This is a genomic window from Mesorhizobium kowhaii, from assembly GCF_042431665.1.
Lineage (GTDB): Bacteria > Pseudomonadota > Alphaproteobacteria > Rhizobiales > Rhizobiaceae > Mesorhizobium > Mesorhizobium kowhaii.
The window spans coordinates 20781-35269 of the sequence record NZ_JBHLYT010000030.1 but is presented as its reverse complement, the minus strand read 5'-3'; the positions used below and the strand labels follow the sequence as shown (position 1 = coordinate 35269).

The window sequence follows — 14489 nt, the reverse complement described above, 5'->3', positions numbered from 1 at the left end:
AACGCCCAGAGCCATAGCGAAGGGCCGGCAAGGCCGCCGATGCGCGGGGCGCGCATTCGCTATGCCGGGCAGACGCCATGCAGGTCGCGGGCGAGATCGAAGAGCATATATGTCCGTGGGCGATGCCGCCTGAGCGAGCCAGGCGCCGCGCTACAGCGCCCCGATGGCCTGCCGGCCATCTGGTGGGATCGGCTAGTCGCGAAAGTCGGCGCCGCCCCTCATCCGCCTGCCGGCACCTTCTCCCCGTATAGTGACGGGGAGAAGGAAAAGATCGCGCTTACGCGAACGCGCCGTGGCAGTGTTTGTACTTCTTGCCAGAGCCGCAGGGGCAGGCTTCGTTGCGGCCGATCTTGCCCCAGGTCGCCTGGTTGTTCGGGTCGCGGTTTTCGGGAGCGACAATCGCGTTCGTCTCCGGGCGGACCAGGAGGGCGGTCTCGCCGCCGTCGAAATCATTCTCGCCAGTGCTGCCGTCGATATGCGTGCCGAACATGTCGGGCGCTTCGGGCGGCGGTGCTTCGGCGGCCTGGCGGACCAGTTCGACGCGCATCAATTGCGCGGTGACGGCCTGGCGCAGATTGCCCAGCATCGCCTGGAACAGCTCGAACGCTTCGCCCTTGTACTCCTGCAGCGGATCACGCTGGGCGTAGCCGCGGAAGCCGACGACCGAACGCAGATGGTCGAGATTGACGATGTGCTCGCGCCACAGATGGTCGAGCGTCTGCAGCACCACCGAACGTTCGACATAGGTCATCACCTCGGGGCCGAAACGCTCGGAGCGTTCCTTGGCGGCGGCGTCGGCGGCCTCGGTGATGCGCTCACGGATGTCGTCCTCGGCGATGCCCTCTTCCTTGGCCCAGTCCTCGACCGGCAGGTCGAGATTGAGGAATTCGGCGACCTCGGCCTTCAGCCCGGCAACATCCCACTGCTCGGCATAGGCGTTTTCGGGGATGGCCTTGGCGACGATCTCGTCGATGACGCCCTCGCGCATTTCGCCGATGATTTCCGAGAGGCCTTCGCCGTCCATCAGTTCGATGCGCTGCTCGAACACCACCTTGCGCTGGTCGTTGGAGACGTCGTCATATTTCAGCAGGTTCTTGCGGATGTCGAAGTTGCGCGCCTCGACCTTCTTCTGCGCCTTTTCCAGCGCCTTGTTGATCCATGGATGGATGATCGCTTCGTCTTCCTTGAGGCCGAGCTTCTGCAGCATGCCGTCCATGCGTTCGGAGCCGAAGATGCGCATCAGATCATCCTGCAGCGACAGGAAGAATTTCGAGCGGCCGGGGTCGCCTTGGCGGCCGGAGCGGCCTCTGAGCTGGTTGTCGATGCGGCGCGATTCATGGCGTTCTGTGGCGAGCACATAGAGGCCGCCGGCGGCCAGCGCCTTTTCCTTCAGTCTGGCGATATCGTCGCGGATCGCCTTTTCCTTGGCCTCGCGCTCGGCGCCTTCAGGCATGTCGCCCAGCTCGTCGGCGATGCGCATCTCGGCATTGCCGCCAAGCTGGATGTCGGTGCCGCGGCCGGCCATGTTGGTGGCGATGGTGATGGCGCCGGGCTTGCCGGCCTGGGCGACGATCGCCGCCTCGCGCTCGTGGTGGCGGGCGTTCAGCACCTCGAAATCCTTGAAGCCTTCCTTGCGCAGGCGCTCGGCCAGTTGCTCGGACTTTTCAATGGAGGTGGTGCCGACCAGCGTCGGCTGGCCCTTGGCGCTGGCCTCTCGGATCTCCTTGACGATCGCCTTGTATTTCTCCTCGACCGTCCGGTAGACCTCGTCGTCCTCATCCCTGCGGATGACCGGCAGGTTGGTCGGGATCTCGGTGACGTCGAGATTGTAGATGTTGCCGAACTCCTCGGCCTCGGTCAGCGCCGTGCCGGTCATGCCGGCGAGCTTCTTGTAGAGGCGGAAATAGTTCTGGAAGGTGACGGAGGCGAGCGTCTGGTTCTCCGGCTGGATCGCCACATGCTCCTTGGCTTCGAGTGCCTGGTGCAGGCCTTCCGAATAGCGGCGGCCCGGCATCATGCGGCCGGTGAACTCGTCGATGATGACGATCTCGTCGTTGCGGACGATATAGTCCTTGTCCTTCTGGAACAGCCGGTGCGCCTTCAGCGCATTGTTGACATGGTGGACGATGGCGACGTTCTCGACGTCGTAGAGCGACTCGCCCTTGAGCAGGCCGGCGTCGCGCAGCAGGTTCTCCAGCTTCTCGGTGCCTTCCTCGGTGAAGATCGAGGTCTTCTGCTTCTCGTCGATCTCATAATCCTGCGGCTGCAGCTGGATGATGAAGGTGTCGATGGTGTTGTACATTTCCGAGCGGTCCTCGAGCGGACCGGAAATGATCAGCGGCGTGCGCGCCTCGTCGACCAGGATGGAATCGACTTCGTCGACGATCGCGTAATTGTGACCGCGCTGCACCATCTGGGCGCGCTCGTACTTCATGTTGTCGCGCAGATAGTCGAAGCCGAGCTCGTTGTTGGTGGCGTAGGTGACGTCGGCGGCGTAGGCGACGCGGCGCTCCTCGTCGGACAGGCCGTGGACGATGACGCCGACCGAGAGGCCGAGGAACTTGTAGACGCGGCCCATCCATTCGGAGTCGCGGGTGGCGAGATAGTCGTTGACGGTGACGACGTGGACGCCGTTGCCGGCGAGCGCGTTGAGGTAGACCGGCAGCGTCGCGACCAGGGTCTTGCCTTCGCCGGTGCGCATCTCGGCAATGCCGCCATTGTGCAGCACCATGCCGCCGATCAGCTGGACGTCGAAGGGGCGCATGCCGAGCACGCGGCGCGCCGCCTCGCGGGCGGTGGCAAAGGCGGGCACCAAAAGGTCATCGAGCGTGGCGCCGTTGGCGATGTCCTGGCGGAATTTCGCGGTGCGGGCGACCAACTCTTCGTCGGAGAGCGCCCTCATCTCGTTTTCCATGGCGTTGATCGCCTCGACACGGGGCCGGGTCGATTTGACGCGACGGTCGTTGGAGGAACCGAAAACCTTACGGGCGAGACCGCCGAGACTGACCATCCAATGGTCCTTTCGATAGAATTCTCAATCTTGAGATGGGCGCCGGCCGGCCCCATCAAATCCACGTGAACGCGGACAAACACAAAAAGCGCCCGGAAAACGGTTCTGGACGCAAAGTCGTTGGACAGATAAGAGGGGGCTCAACTGATGTCAACGCCGCGCTGGCCCTGCCGGTCGCGCCAAATTCCGCCACAATCCGGCTGATCTGGAAACCTTCCCGCCCTCATAATCCCTTACCGGAGTCATCTTATGTCCTTGTTGTTCCGCCGCGCGTCGCTCGCCAGCCTTGGTCTGGCCTTCGGCTTGTCGGCCCTTTCGCTGTCGCCGCTGATGGCGCAGACCGCTCCCGCTCCGGCGGATGCAGCAGCACCTGCCGCGGCACCGGTCGATCCGAACACCGTGGTCGCCACGATCAACGGCCAGCCCTTGACCGAAGCCGACCTCGTGCTTGCCGAAGGCGAGCTGTCGCAGCAGTTCGCGCAGCTGCCGGCCGAGCAGCGCCGCGCCGCGGCCCTTTCGGCGGCCATCGAAATCCGCGTCATGGCCGCCCAGGCGGTCACCACCGGCCTCGACAAGGATCCCGACTTCCAGCGCCGCATGGCCTTCCTGCAGCAGCGCGCGCTGCATGGCGAGATGGTCGAGAAGGGCGTCGTCGACAAGGTCACCGATGCCGAGGTTCGCGCCCGCTATGACCAGGAGATCGCCAACACGCCGCCCACCAACGAGGTGCATGCCCGTCACATCCTCGTGAAGACGAAGGAAGAGGCCGAGGCCATCATCAAGCAGCTCGACGGCGGCGCCGACTTCCAGAAGCTCGCCAACGAGCACACCAGCGATCCCTCAGGCAAGACCAGTGGCGGCGATCTCGGCTGGTTCGGACCTGGCCAGATGGTGCCGGAGTTCGACAAGGCAGCCTTCGCGCTCGAGGTCGGCAAATACACCGAGCAGCCGGTGCAGTCGCAGTTCGGCTGGCATGTCATCAAGCTCGAGGACAAGCGCACCAAGCAGCCGCCGGCGTTCGACGACGTCAAGGACCAGGCCAAGCAGGCGGTCATCCGCGACAAGTATTTTGCGCTGGTCAAGTCGCTGCGCGGCGGCGCCAAGGTCGAGATCCCCGATGCGAACCTGAAGAAGGCGGTCGAGACGCTGGAAAGCGCCAAGTAAGCCTGAAGGAATTTTTGAAGAGGGCGCGGCAGCCAAGGGTTGCCGCGCCCTTTTTTGTCAGCCGGCGCCGGCCGCTTTTTTACTTTCCGGGTGCGGCTATGCCTCGCATCACGTAGTTGACCGTCTTGCGTATGGTCGCTTCATCTTCGTCGAGCCGGTTGGTCAACAGATGCCTCCAGGCGAAAGAGGCGATCAGGTCGGCGACCAGCGCTGAATCGATGTCGACGCCGATTTCGCCCCTTGCCTTGGCGCGTTCGAGTATCTGGCCGGTATGCGAGCGTCGGCCGAGCGCATAGCCGGCAAGTGCCGCGGACGCCGTATCATCCGACTGCGCCTCGGCGATCAGCGACCGGAACACGCTGCCAGACGATGTCTCGCGCCAGTGGGCGAACAGGTTTTTCAGGAAGCCGACGAGATCCTCCTCCAGCCGGCCGGTATCGGGAACATCGACGCGTTTCTGGCGCTGGTAGACCTCAAGCAGCAATGCGGCCTTGCTCGGCCACCAGCGATAGATGGTGGGTTTTCCGGCACGAGCCCGCCGCGCCACCGCCTCGATCGAGAAACCGGCATAGCCGGCCTCGACCAGCACTGCCTCGGCGGCTTCGAGAATGGCGTCGGCGCTGTCGGGATTGCGCCGAGCGCCGATCGATTTGCGCGCCGGATCGGCGTCTGCGGCCATTCCTGTCGTCCTCGTCAACAACTTCGCCGGCAATATACGTGACCCGGCGATCAAACGAAACGGCCCGTTTTCAGGCTTCTGAAAGCCGGTGATGATGGCGGCGCCGGCCGGTGTCTATTGCATCGCTTGCGATGTCTCGGACTCGATGCGCCAGCCGCCGTCGGCCTTGGCCAGGCCAAGCGTCACCCGCGCCTTGCCGGTCAGGCGCACCGCCGACTTGTCCTTCGGCAGATAATCATAGCGCATCGCGAAGACCGCCTCGGCGCGGTCCTCGCCGTGCGGGGTGACCTCCAGGCTGCCGGGCTCCAGGCCGAGCGACCAGGAGGCCCACTGCGCGAACCAGTCGGTCTTCACCTTGACGATGGCGTCGGCGTCGTAGCGGGTGCCGAAAATGGTGGCGGAGGGGCCGTAGAGCCGCTTGACGGTCTCGCTCATCGCCTTGGTGTCCGGCGTTAGATAGTCCCGGCGCAGGAATTTCTCGATCGAGCCCTTGTCGTCGCCCACCGAGCGTTCAAGCGCGGCAACTTCAGTCGAAGGCGCCGGAGCCGCGGCCGGCTTCGGTGGCTGAGCGGGTTGTCCGTCCGAGACAAATTCGAAGCGCTCGAGCAGCGAGCCTTGCTCCCAGGGGCGTTGCGCCTCGCGCGTTTGCGACACCACATCTCGGCGCACCGCGATCATCATGTCGTTGATGCTCTGGCCGGGCTCGGCGATGTGCCGCAGCAATGCTTCGGCGAAGGGCGAGTTGCGCCCGCTTCCGTCCATGGCGACCGCACCTGGCGCGGTCGAGAAGGCAATGAACGAGCCGCGCGTCGAATCGAACTGCGCCAGCCCGGCCAGCGCTGTTGCCGAGCGGGTGGTGGCTGTGCGGCTCAGGCTGCGGGCAAACGGGTTGTTGCGGCAGGCATCGAGAAACACCAGGCTGACCTTGGTCTGCTGTTCCATGATGTCGAGGACTTCGTCGATCGGCACGGCCTCGAGTTGCAGCTTGACCGGCATGTCGAGCCTGGCGTCGACCGGCACGATGTAATTGCGCCCCTCGACCTGCAGGCCGTGGCCGGCATAGTAGAAAAGCCCGACGCCGGCGCCTTCGAGCGCGTCGGAGAACTCGCCGATGCTGCGTTCGAGCTCACGCTTGCCGAGATCATTGCCTTCGATGACCTCGAAGCCGATGGAGCGCAGCTTGTCGGCGATGTCGAGCGCGTCGTTGACCGGATTGGCCAGCGTACCGGCTTCGGCATAGGTGCCGTTGCCAATGACCAGCGCCACGCGCCGTTGCGGCTGTGCATCGACGCTCAGCAGCAAAAGTCCCAGAAATGCCCATGCGAGGATCGCAAGCCTGCCCATGCGGAAGATCATAACGTCATCGGCCCCGGCGACGCCAACAGATTTGAAATGCAGGCTTAATCCCGATTGGGTTTCCGCCCCTGGCGACAAGCGAAACGCCCTTGCGCCCGCGCGTCGTATCGGGCAAACCGGCCTTCCCTTGCGATTTTCCCGCCCGAGGTCCCCATGTCCACGACGATTTCGCCGCTTGCGCCGAAGAAATACCCCAAGATGCCGGCCATTGAGGGGGTGCGCATCGCCACCGCCGAGGCGGGGATAAAGTACAAGAACCGCACCGACCTGCTGACCATGGTGTTCGATGAAGGCACCGCGGTCGCCGGTGTGTTCACGAAATCGAAATGCCCCTCGGCGCCGGTCGATTTCTGCCGGCAGAATCTCGGCGCCGGCAAGGCGCGGGTGCTGGTCGTCAATTCCGGGAACGCCAACGCCTTCACCGGCAAGAAGGGCCGCGAGTCCACTGCACTGACGGGCGAAGCCGCGGCGAAGGCCGCCGGCTGCAAGGCGAGCGAGGTTTTCCTGGCCTCGACCGGCGTCATCGGCGAGCCGCTCGACACCAGCAAGTTCAGCCATTTGCTGGCGGGACTGGTCAGCAACGGCAAGCCTGGTTTGTGGACCGAAGCGGCAAAGGCGATCATGACCACGGATACCTATCCGAAAGTGGCGACCGCAACCGTCAAGCTCGGCGACACCGATGTCACCATCAACGGCATCTCCAAGGGCGCCGGGATGATCGCGCCCGACATGGCAACGATGCTGTCCTTCATCGCCACCGACGCGCCGATCGCCGCACCCGTGTTGCAGGACCTGTTGTCGCGCGGCACGGCCAAGACCTTCAACGCGGTCACCGTCGACAGCGACACTTCGACCAGCGACACGCTGCTGTTCTTTGCCACCGGCAAGGCCGCCAGCCGTGGCGCGCCTGATATAACGGACCCGAAGGATGCCCGCCTTGGCGCGTTCCGCCGGGCGCTCGGCAAGGTGCTGAAATCGCTGGCGCTGCAAGTGGTGCGCGACGGCGAGGGCGCCCGCAAGCAGGTCGAAGTCACCGTCACCGGCGCCAAGTCGGCGCGGTCGGCCAAGCGCATCGCGCTGTCGATCGCCAATTCGCCGCTGGTCAAGACCGCGGTCGCCGGCGAGGACGCCAATTGGGGGCGTGTCGTCATGGCCGTCGGCAAGGCTGGCGAGCCCGCTGACCGCGACCGGTTGTCGATCTGGTTCGGCGAAAACCGGCTGGCGCATGAGGGCGAGCGCGATCCCGGCTATTCCGAGGAAGCGACCTCGGCCTACATGAGGCGCGACGATATCCGCATCCGTGCCGATATCGGCATCGGTCGCGGCAAGGCGACGGTGTGGACCTGCGATCTCACCAAGGAATATGTCGCCATCAATGGCGATTATCGGAGCTGATGGCTTTGGCTTCCAGGCATCCGGCAAGCATGCTCGCGATCGTGCGCCGCTACGAGGCGGCCGGCTTCCGCGCCTGGCCGGCAGCGGCCGTCCATTATGACGGCACCTGGGTGGTGCGGTTGACCGCCGGCCATCCGGCCAAGCGGCTGAATTCGGTCAATCCGCTCGATCCCGGCGACATCCAGCATATTGCCGACCGCATCGGCCGTGCCAGCCGCCGTTTCGACGCCTATGGCAGGCCGCTGACGTTCCGCATGTCACCGCTGTCGGGTCCCGATCTCGCCAGTCATCTCGACCGCGAGGGCTGGAGCCGTTTCGACGAATCGCTGGTGATGCGGCTGCCGCTGGCCGACGCGCAACTCGATGCCGCCATGGACCAGATCCCGCTGAAGGATATCAGTCGCTTCATCGGCGCGTCGCTCAAGGTCAGCGGTTCGGACGTTTCGTTGCGACCCGGCCTGTCGGAGATCATCGGCGCCATCCAGCCCGAGGCCGGGCTGTTCGCGCTCGAAGATGGAGCCGACCCGCTGGCGACGCTGATCTGCGTGCATGACGGCGATCTCGCCGGCCTGTTCGAGATCGCCACCGACAAGTCGGCGCGCAACAAGGGCCACGGCCGCAACCTGATCCTGTCGGCGCTGAAATGGGCGCGGCTGCGTGGCGCCCGCGAAGCCTGGCTGCAGGTCGAGGCCGGCAATTTGCCGGCGCTGGCGCTCTATCGTTCGCTCGGCTTCGACGAGGTCTATCGCTATCACTATCGCCGGCCGCCTGTTCATGGGTGAAATTGGGCATGAATGATGTAACGATCGCCGGCAAGCGCCTGCTCCTGGTCGCCGCCTGCGCGCTGGTCGATGCCGATGGCCGGGTGCTGCTGGCACAGCGGCCCGAGGGCAAGCAACTTGCCGGCCTGTGGGAATTTCCCGGTGGCAAGGTCGAGCCCGGCGAGACGCCCGAACAGTGCATCATTCGTGAACTGCACGAGGAAATCGGCATCGAGACCGACATCCCCTGCCTGGCGCCGCTCACTTTCGCCAGTCATTCCTACGACGATTTCCACCTGCTGATGCCGCTGTTCATCTGCCGCCGCTTCCGCGGCATCGCCCAGCCCAGGGAAGGGCAGGCGCTGAAATGGGTGCGGCCAAAGCAGATGCGCGACTATCCGATGCCGCCGGCCGATGCGCCGCTGATCCCGTTCCTCATCGATCTTCTTTGAGGGGCGCCCGCCCGGCTTGCCGGTCGAGGCGTCGTATCAGCCAGCGTTAATGGAAGATTTATCTCGCCGTGAAAAATTGAAGCAAAGGTCGTTTCGCGGCCGTTCCGCCGATTCGCTGGGGAGCGATAGAATGAGCCTAGACAGGGATTGGGACTCGATCCGGCCCGAGCGCGGCTTTCGCGCCGCCGACGCGGGCATGGGCATATTGCGCATCACGCTTCTGTTCGGTTCGGCCGCGGTGGCGCTGGCGCTGATCGCGGCACCTTTCCTCGACAGCCAGACGCGCTCGCTGTCGGCCCGCGATGATCTTGCCGTCGGGCTCGACATGACGGCCACCGGCTCGGTCAGCCATCGCGAAACCTATACGGTGCGCCGCAGCGTGCTGCAGCCGCAACCCAGTTCGGTCTGCATCATCAGGTCCAATGGCAGAAGCAGCGGCGACTGCTGACATGGTTAAGAGATTTCGGCAAGGCGGCGGTTTCACCGCCTGTTAAGCCTTTGCCGTTAACCTTTCTTAACAGATCGGCGGTAAGGTCCTGGCGAGAGGGGTTGAGGTCATGAAAGCAGTGCTGCTGGGATTTCTGAAGGACGAGAACGGCGCCACGGCCATCGAATATGGCCTTATCATCGCCGTGCTGTCGCTGGCGATTGTCGGCGGCATAGGTCAGGTCTCCAACTCGATCACCTGGCTGTTCAGCGACAACAGCAGCAGGCTTGCGAACGCCTTCGCACCCTGACCTGGCTGTCCGTGTCCACGGACCGGATCATTGCCCGTCGGGAGCCTCCAGTATCGTCTTCAGCGAGACCTTGGCCGAACCCGGCTTCAGCGGTTTTTGCTGCGAGGCGTCGGGCGCCCAGCCGGACATCCAGACAATCGAGAAACTTGCCCTTACGCGGCCGTCGAGGTCGGAAAACCGCTCGGCGTAGATTTCAGCCGCGCGGGCAAACAGCTTGCGTGCCCCGGGGCGGCGGCTGCGATCGGTGAGCGCGCTGGTTTCGCCCATGGCCCGCAGATCCGCCATCAGGCCGAACAGGCTGGCATAGCGCACCGTCACCGTCTCGACGTCGGCGACCGGCAGAGCGAGACCGGCGCGCTGCAGTAGCGCGCCGGCATCGCGCACATCGGTGAACGGGATGATACGCGGGCTGGCGCCGCCGTAAAGCTCGGTCTCGGCCGCAAGCAGGCTTTCGCGCAACTCGAAAAGCGTGCCGGCGCCGGCAAAGGCGCCGAGGAAAAGCCCGTCCGGCCGCAGCGCGCGGCGGATCTGGATCAGCATGCCCGGGACATCGTTCATCGCCTGCAGCGACAGAAGGGAGACCGCCAGATCGAGGCTTTCCGGTTCGAACGGCACGGTTTCGAGCGGTGCGATCAAGCCGGCGCCGCCGCCAGTCAGGAACGCCGTGTCCGCCTCGACGCGGACAATGTCCGCGACCTTGCCGCTCTCGGCAAGCGTTTCGGCTGCCGCCGGCGTCTGGCAAAACAGCACCGCTGCCTTGCCGAACCGGCGCTCGACGGCAGCCAGCCGATCGGCAAGATCTTCGGCCGTGCGGCGCATGAGGAAATCCGCGCCGTCAACCGGATGGGCAAGCGCGCGCCGCTTGTGCGCCAGCCAGAGAGAAATATCCATTATCGGCTGCAACCGGCAAATCCTTGATTGTCCACGCTCTGACATAGTTCATATAGTGGCGCGCAGGACCAACCACGTGGCCGATCCGATGCCCAAGATCAAGCCCATCGAGATCAAGAGCCTGGCCCGATCGGCCTTCGGCTGGCCGGCGCGCATTTTGTTTCCGCCGGTCTGCGCCGGTTGCCGCCGGCATGTCTCGCAGCCCGGCGTTCTGTGTGGCGCCTGCTGGCCGAAGCTGCGGCTCTTGGAACGGCCATGGTGCCCGGTGATGGGCACGCCGTTCACCCACCATATGGGCGAGGGCTTTCTATCCGCCGAGGCGATCGCCGATCCGCCGCCCTTCGAGCGGGCGCGGGCCGCCGTTGCTTATTCCGGCGTCGCCCGCCAGATGGTGCAAGGGCTGAAATACCAGGATCGCACGGATCTTGCGCCATGGATGGCGCGCTGGATGGTGCGCGCCGGCGCCGATCTCATCGCCGAGGCGGATGTGGTGGTGCCGGTGCCGCTGCACTGGCGGCGCTTTTTCAAGCGTCGCTTCAACCAGTCGGCGGAACTGGCCAGGGCGGTCTCCGTGCTCAGCCAATTGCCCTTCGCACCCTCGGCGGTGCGGCGCGTAAAACTCACCCGCCAGCAGGTTGGGCTGGAGAGGCAGGAACGCGAGGAGAATGTGCGGGCCGCCTTTCGGGTGCCCGCCGAGGCGGAAATCGAGATTGCCGGCCGCAGGGTGCTGTTGATCGATGACGTCTACACCACAGGCGCCACCGTTCGTGCCGCAACCAAGGCGCTGAAAAGAGGTGGCGCCGGCGCCGTCGACGTGCTGACCTTTGCGCGTGTGTTGCCGGGGGACTTTCGGGCGGACGAGTCCGCGACTATATAAGTAGGCAACGAACAGCGGAAATTCGTCATGGTCGATGTCACCATCTACACCCGCATGATGTGCGGCTATTGCACGGCAGCCAAGCGGCTGCTCGAGCGCAAGGGCGTCGCCTTTACCGAGCACGACGCCTCCTTCTCGCCCGAACTGCGCCAGGAGATGATTTCCCGCGCCCAAGGCCGCTCGACCTTTCCGCAGATTTTCATCGGCGATACGCATGTCGGCGGCTGCGATGACCTGCACGAACTGGAGGCCGAAGGCCGGCTGGACAAACTGCTCGCCAACGGCGCGACGATTCGAGGGATATGACGATGGGTGTTTTCAAGGCCGCTGCGATCCAGATGCGTTCAGGCGAAAGTCCCGAACGCAACGCGGTCGATCTCGAACGGCTGGTGCGGGAAGCCGCAGCCCAAGGTGCGACCTACATCCAGACGCCGGAAATGACCGGGGCGCTGATCCGCGACAAGGAAGCGCGCGCCGCCTCCTTCACCTCCGAGGACAAGGACATCGTCGTCGCGACCGCGCGCAGACTGGCGAGCGAACTCGGTGTCTTCCTGCATATAGGCTCGACCGCCATCCTGCGCGCCGACGGCAAGCTCGCCAACCGGGCGCTGCTGTTCGGCCCGGACGGCGCCACGCTTGCCACCTACGACAAGATCCACATGTTCGACGTCGATCTCGACAATGGCGAGAGCTGGCGCGAATCCGCCGCCTACGAACCGGGTACCGAGGCTGTCGTCACCGAGATCGCGGGCGCGAAACTGGGTTTCGCCGTTTGCTATGATTTGCGGTTTCCGCAATTGTTCCGCGCCGAGGCGCTGGCCGGTGCCGACCTGCTTTCCGTGCCCGCCGCCTTCACCCGTCAGACGGGTGAGGCGCACTGGCACGTGCTGCTGAGGGCACGCGCCATCGAGAACGGCGCCTATGTCGTTGCCGCGGCGCAAGGCGGCCTGCATGAGGACGGCCGCGAGACCTATGGCCATTCGCTGATCGTCGACCCCTGGGGCCGCATCATCGCGGAAGCCGCGCATGACGAGCCGGCGGTGATCGTTGTCGAGATCGATCCGGCGCAGTCGGCGGCGGCGCGCAAGAAGATTCCCAATCTCAAAAATGCGCGGGATTTCGCGGTCAATGCAGGTTCGTCCGAGGCGCCGCGTCTCAGGGGTGCTGCCTCTTGATCCGCTTTACCCTGATTTGCGAGCATGAGCACGAATTCGAGGGCTGGTTTCGTAGCAACGACGATTTCGACATCCAGAAGAAGCGCGGCTTTGTCGATTGCCCGACCTGTGGCTCGCACAAGGTGCAGAAAGCCCTGATGGCGCCCGCCGTCTCCACGGCGCGCAAGCAGGAAACGATAGCGCTCGCCATGGGCGAGGCGCAGAAGCAGGCCCTGGCGCAGCTCAAGGCGATGGCCGAGAAAGTGCGCGAGAATGCCGACTATGTCGGCGACAAGTTTGCCGAGGAAGCCCGCAAGATCCATTTCGGCGAAAGCGATGCGCGCGGGATCTATGGCGAGGCGACGCTGGACGAGGCCAAGAGCCTGGCGGAGGACGGCGTCGAGTTCATACCGATCCCGGTGTTTCCGGACGACCGCAACTGACTGGTTAGCTCACGCTACCGATCAATTTCTCAAGCAGTCGAGACAGCGTTTCCCGTTCCGCCGGCGTCAGGCCCGCGAGGATCTCGTGCTCGTTGGCAACGTGGGCGCTAACCGCCTCGTCGATCAGCGCGAGACCCTTTTCGGTCAGCCGCACGACAATGCCTCGCCGATCGTTGGGGTGCGGCCCGCGCAGGATCAATCCGGACGTTTCGAGCCGGTCGAGCCGGTTTGTCATGGCGCCCGATGTCACCATTGTCGCTTCGTAGAGAGCGGTCGGCGTCAGCGCGTAGGGTGATCCCGAGCGGCGCAGCGTCGCCAGCACGTCGAATTCCCCGGACTGCAGCCCGAAGCGGGCAAAGAGCGGAGCGAGGCGCTCGCGGGCGATCAGCGAGGCGGCCTCGTTCAACCGCCCAAGCACGGCCATCGGCGAGACATCCAGATCCGGCCGCTCCCGTTTCCATTGCTCGATCGCTCTTGCAGCCCTATCCAACTGTCTCACCATCATGTATCTTGACATTAAGAATATTTCCATTATCTTACCCCAAGATGCAATGCTGGCCAAGGGGCCGCGCACGACAGGGCTCGATGATGAAATTTCTCTGGGATTCGGCGCTCGGCCTGCTGGTCGTCACCGGCGGCCTGCTCGGCCTAACGCTGCCGTTCGGCAAGATCGCCACGGCGGTCGGCGTTCCGGCCATGGTCTGGGCCTTCGTCATCTCGCTTGGCGCCGGCGGCGTGCTGCTGTGCGCCTTGCTGCTGCGCGGCCAGCGTGTCCGGCTTACTCCGCACAAATTGCGCTATTTCTTCGTTACCGCGGCGGTGTCCTATGCCGTCCCCAATCTCCTGATGTTCTCGGCCATCCCGCATCTTGGCGCCGGTTACACCGGCATCATGTTCACTCTGTCGCCTGTCATCACGCTGGTGTTCTCGATCCTGCTGCGTGTGCGGCGTCCCAATATGCTGGGCGTTGTCGGCATCGCCGTCGGCTTCGTCGGCGCCGTCATGGTCGCGATTACACGCGGCGGGGCCGGCCAGCCCGCCGATTTGTTCTGGGTGGTGATGGGGCTGCTCATCCCGGTCAGCCTTGCCGCCGGCAATATCTACCGCACGGTGGACTGGCCGGAAGGCACCGGCCCGATCGAGCTTGCCGTCGGCAGCCACCTGGCGTCGGCGGCGATGCTGTTAGTCGGCATTCTCGCTCTGTTCGGCGATAGGGCTTTCGTTCCACTCGGCGGCGTGCCCCTGATCGTCGTCGCGCAGGCTGCGTCGGCGTCGGCGATGTTCGCCTTCTTCTTCCGGCTGCAGGCGGTCGGCGGCCCCGTCTATCTCAGCCAGATTGGCTATGTGGCGGCGGCGGTCGGGCTATTTGCCGGCACGGTCTTCCTTGGCGAACACTATCAGCTGCTGACTTGGGCTGGCGCGGTCATCATCACCGCCGGCGTGTTCATCACCACCAAGGCACAAAGCAAAGGCGTCAGCACCGTACCGGCGGCCGTGCAGTCGGCCGCTTAGAACGGATTTCACCTGAATTTGTATCTGGATTATCTTTATCTTCCTGTTCGAGCATGAT

Annotated in this window: 16 protein-coding genes; 11 read left to right on the top strand and 5 right to left on the bottom strand. The window is 64.5% G+C overall.

Annotated elements, in window-relative coordinates; translation table 11 throughout:
- Positions 1–277: 277 nt before the first annotated feature.
- The gene (secA, locus tag ACFFNA_RS17580; RefSeq protein ID WP_378920241.1) at positions 278–3010 is read right to left on the bottom strand and encodes a preprotein translocase subunit SecA; all 2733 of its coding nucleotides are present in this window, start codon (positions 3008–3010) and stop codon (positions 278–280) included.
- 249 nt (positions 3011–3259) lie between these two features.
- Between secA and ACFFNA_RS17575 the strand changes: the two genes are divergently transcribed.
- On the top strand, positions 3260–4174 hold the full coding sequence (locus tag ACFFNA_RS17575) for a peptidylprolyl isomerase (protein ID WP_378920239.1): 915 nt from the start codon (positions 3260–3262) through the stop codon (positions 4172–4174).
- A 79-nt stretch (positions 4175–4253) separates the two neighbouring features.
- On the opposite strand, the gene ACFFNA_RS17570 is transcribed toward ACFFNA_RS17575, so the two are convergent.
- Both ACFFNA_RS17570 and ACFFNA_RS17565 read right to left on the bottom strand, forming a co-directional pair.
- Positions 4254–4853 (bottom strand): TetR/AcrR family transcriptional regulator, encoded by a 600-nt coding sequence (locus ACFFNA_RS17570; RefSeq protein WP_378920237.1) that lies wholly within the window; start codon positions 4851–4853, stop codon positions 4254–4256.
- Positions 4854–4967: 114 nt separating this feature from the next.
- Complete coding sequence (locus tag ACFFNA_RS17565; RefSeq protein ID WP_378920235.1) at positions 4968–6197, bottom strand: caspase family protein; 1230 nt, start codon at positions 6195–6197, stop codon at positions 4968–4970.
- Between the two features lie 165 nt (positions 6198–6362).
- Between ACFFNA_RS17565 and argJ the strand changes: the two genes are divergently transcribed.
- From argJ to ACFFNA_RS17540, 5 genes are all read left to right on the top strand, one after another.
- Positions 6363–7604, top strand: coding sequence for a bifunctional glutamate N-acetyltransferase/amino-acid acetyltransferase ArgJ (gene argJ / locus ACFFNA_RS17560; RefSeq protein ID WP_378920233.1), 1242 nt, complete (start codon positions 6363–6365; stop codon positions 7602–7604).
- 29 nt (positions 7605–7633) lie between these two features.
- Positions 7634–8386 (top strand): GNAT family N-acetyltransferase, encoded by a 753-nt coding sequence (locus ACFFNA_RS17555; protein ID WP_378920596.1) that lies wholly within the window; start codon positions 7634–7636, stop codon positions 8384–8386.
- Positions 8387–8394: 8 nt separating this feature from the next.
- Positions 8395–8817 carry a (deoxy)nucleoside triphosphate pyrophosphohydrolase gene (locus ACFFNA_RS17550; protein WP_378920231.1) on the top strand — a complete coding sequence of 141 codons (423 nt, stop codon included), beginning with the start codon at positions 8395–8397 and terminating at the stop codon, positions 8815–8817.
- A 130-nt stretch (positions 8818–8947) separates the two neighbouring features.
- A complete protein-coding gene (locus tag ACFFNA_RS17545; RefSeq protein ID WP_378920229.1) occupies positions 8948–9265 on the top strand; it encodes a hypothetical protein in 318 nt (105 codons plus the stop codon).
- A 109-nt stretch (positions 9266–9374) separates the two neighbouring features.
- On the top strand, positions 9375–9554 hold the full coding sequence (locus tag ACFFNA_RS17540; protein ID WP_111548900.1) for a Flp family type IVb pilin: 180 nt from the start codon (positions 9375–9377) through the stop codon (positions 9552–9554).
- Positions 9555–9581: 27 nt separating this feature from the next.
- Here the strand turns inward: ACFFNA_RS17540 and ACFFNA_RS17535 are convergent, their stop codons facing one another.
- Positions 9582–10457 (bottom strand): class I SAM-dependent methyltransferase, encoded by an 876-nt coding sequence (locus tag ACFFNA_RS17535; RefSeq protein WP_378920227.1) that lies wholly within the window; start codon positions 10455–10457, stop codon positions 9582–9584.
- 64 nt (positions 10458–10521) lie between these two features.
- Between ACFFNA_RS17535 and ACFFNA_RS17530 the strand changes: the two genes are divergently transcribed.
- The 4 genes from ACFFNA_RS17530 to ACFFNA_RS17515 are packed head-to-tail and all read left to right on the top strand — an operon-like array spanning position 10522 to position 12919.
- Positions 10522–11322: a ComF family protein gene (locus ACFFNA_RS17530; protein ID WP_111548970.1), complete on the top strand. Its 801-nt coding sequence runs from the start codon at positions 10522–10524 to the stop codon at positions 11320–11322.
- A gap of 27 nt (positions 11323–11349) precedes the next feature.
- Positions 11350–11628 carry a glutaredoxin 3 gene (gene grxC, locus ACFFNA_RS17525; RefSeq protein ID WP_111548898.1) on the top strand — a complete coding sequence of 93 codons (279 nt, stop codon included), beginning with the start codon at positions 11350–11352 and terminating at the stop codon, positions 11626–11628.
- A 2-nt stretch (positions 11629–11630) separates the two neighbouring features.
- On the top strand, positions 11631–12497 hold the full coding sequence (locus ACFFNA_RS17520) for a carbon-nitrogen hydrolase family protein (RefSeq protein ID WP_378920225.1): 867 nt from the start codon (positions 11631–11633) through the stop codon (positions 12495–12497).
- Positions 12494–12919 carry a DUF1178 family protein gene (locus ACFFNA_RS17515; protein WP_378920223.1) on the top strand — a complete coding sequence of 142 codons (426 nt, stop codon included), beginning with the start codon at positions 12494–12496 and terminating at the stop codon, positions 12917–12919. The genes ACFFNA_RS17520 and ACFFNA_RS17515 overlap by 4 nt, the downstream gene beginning before the upstream one ends.
- 4 nt (positions 12920–12923) lie before the next feature.
- Here the strand turns inward: ACFFNA_RS17515 and ACFFNA_RS17510 are convergent, their stop codons facing one another.
- A complete protein-coding gene (locus tag ACFFNA_RS17510; RefSeq protein ID WP_378920221.1) occupies positions 12924–13409 on the bottom strand; it encodes a MarR family winged helix-turn-helix transcriptional regulator in 486 nt (161 codons plus the stop codon).
- Between the two features lie 98 nt (positions 13410–13507).
- On the opposite strand from ACFFNA_RS17510, the gene ACFFNA_RS17505 reads away from it, so the two are divergent.
- On the top strand, positions 13508–14431 hold the full coding sequence (locus ACFFNA_RS17505; RefSeq protein ID WP_378920594.1) for a DMT family transporter: 924 nt from the start codon (positions 13508–13510) through the stop codon (positions 14429–14431).
- The last annotated feature ends 58 nt before the right edge of the window (positions 14432–14489 follow it).

Excerpts from the sequence above, each read along its gene's own strand:
- ACFFNA_RS17520 (WP_378920225.1), top strand. The coding sequence starts at position 11,631 with ATGGGTGTTTTCAAGGCCGCTGCGATCCAGATGCGTTCAGGCGAAAGT.
- ACFFNA_RS17540 (WP_111548900.1), top strand. The coding sequence starts at position 9,375 with ATGAAAGCAGTGCTGCTGGGATTTCTGAAGGACGAGAACGGCGCCACG.
- ACFFNA_RS17545 (WP_378920229.1), top strand. The coding sequence starts at position 8,948 with ATGAGCCTAGACAGGGATTGGGACTCGATCCGGCCCGAGCGCGGCTTT.
- argJ (WP_378920233.1), top strand. The coding sequence starts at position 6,363 with ATGTCCACGACGATTTCGCCGCTTGCGCCGAAGAAATACCCCAAGATG.
- ACFFNA_RS17570 (WP_378920237.1), bottom strand. The coding sequence starts at position 4,853 with ATGGCCGCAGACGCCGATCCGGCGCGCAAATCGATCGGCGCTCGGCGC.
- secA (WP_378920241.1), bottom strand. The coding sequence starts at position 3,010 with ATGGTCAGTCTCGGCGGTCTCGCCCGTAAGGTTTTCGGTTCCTCCAAC.
- ACFFNA_RS17575 (WP_378920239.1), top strand. The coding sequence starts at position 3,260 with ATGTCCTTGTTGTTCCGCCGCGCGTCGCTCGCCAGCCTTGGTCTGGCC.
- ACFFNA_RS17555 (WP_378920596.1), top strand. The coding sequence starts at position 7,634 with ATGCTCGCGATCGTGCGCCGCTACGAGGCGGCCGGCTTCCGCGCCTGG.
- grxC (WP_111548898.1), top strand. The coding sequence starts at position 11,350 with ATGGTCGATGTCACCATCTACACCCGCATGATGTGCGGCTATTGCACG.
- ACFFNA_RS17565 (WP_378920235.1), bottom strand. The coding sequence starts at position 6,197 with ATGGGCAGGCTTGCGATCCTCGCATGGGCATTTCTGGGACTTTTGCTG.
- ACFFNA_RS17550 (WP_378920231.1), top strand. The coding sequence starts at position 8,395 with ATGAATGATGTAACGATCGCCGGCAAGCGCCTGCTCCTGGTCGCCGCC.
- ACFFNA_RS17505 (WP_378920594.1), top strand. The coding sequence starts at position 13,508 with ATGAAATTTCTCTGGGATTCGGCGCTCGGCCTGCTGGTCGTCACCGGC.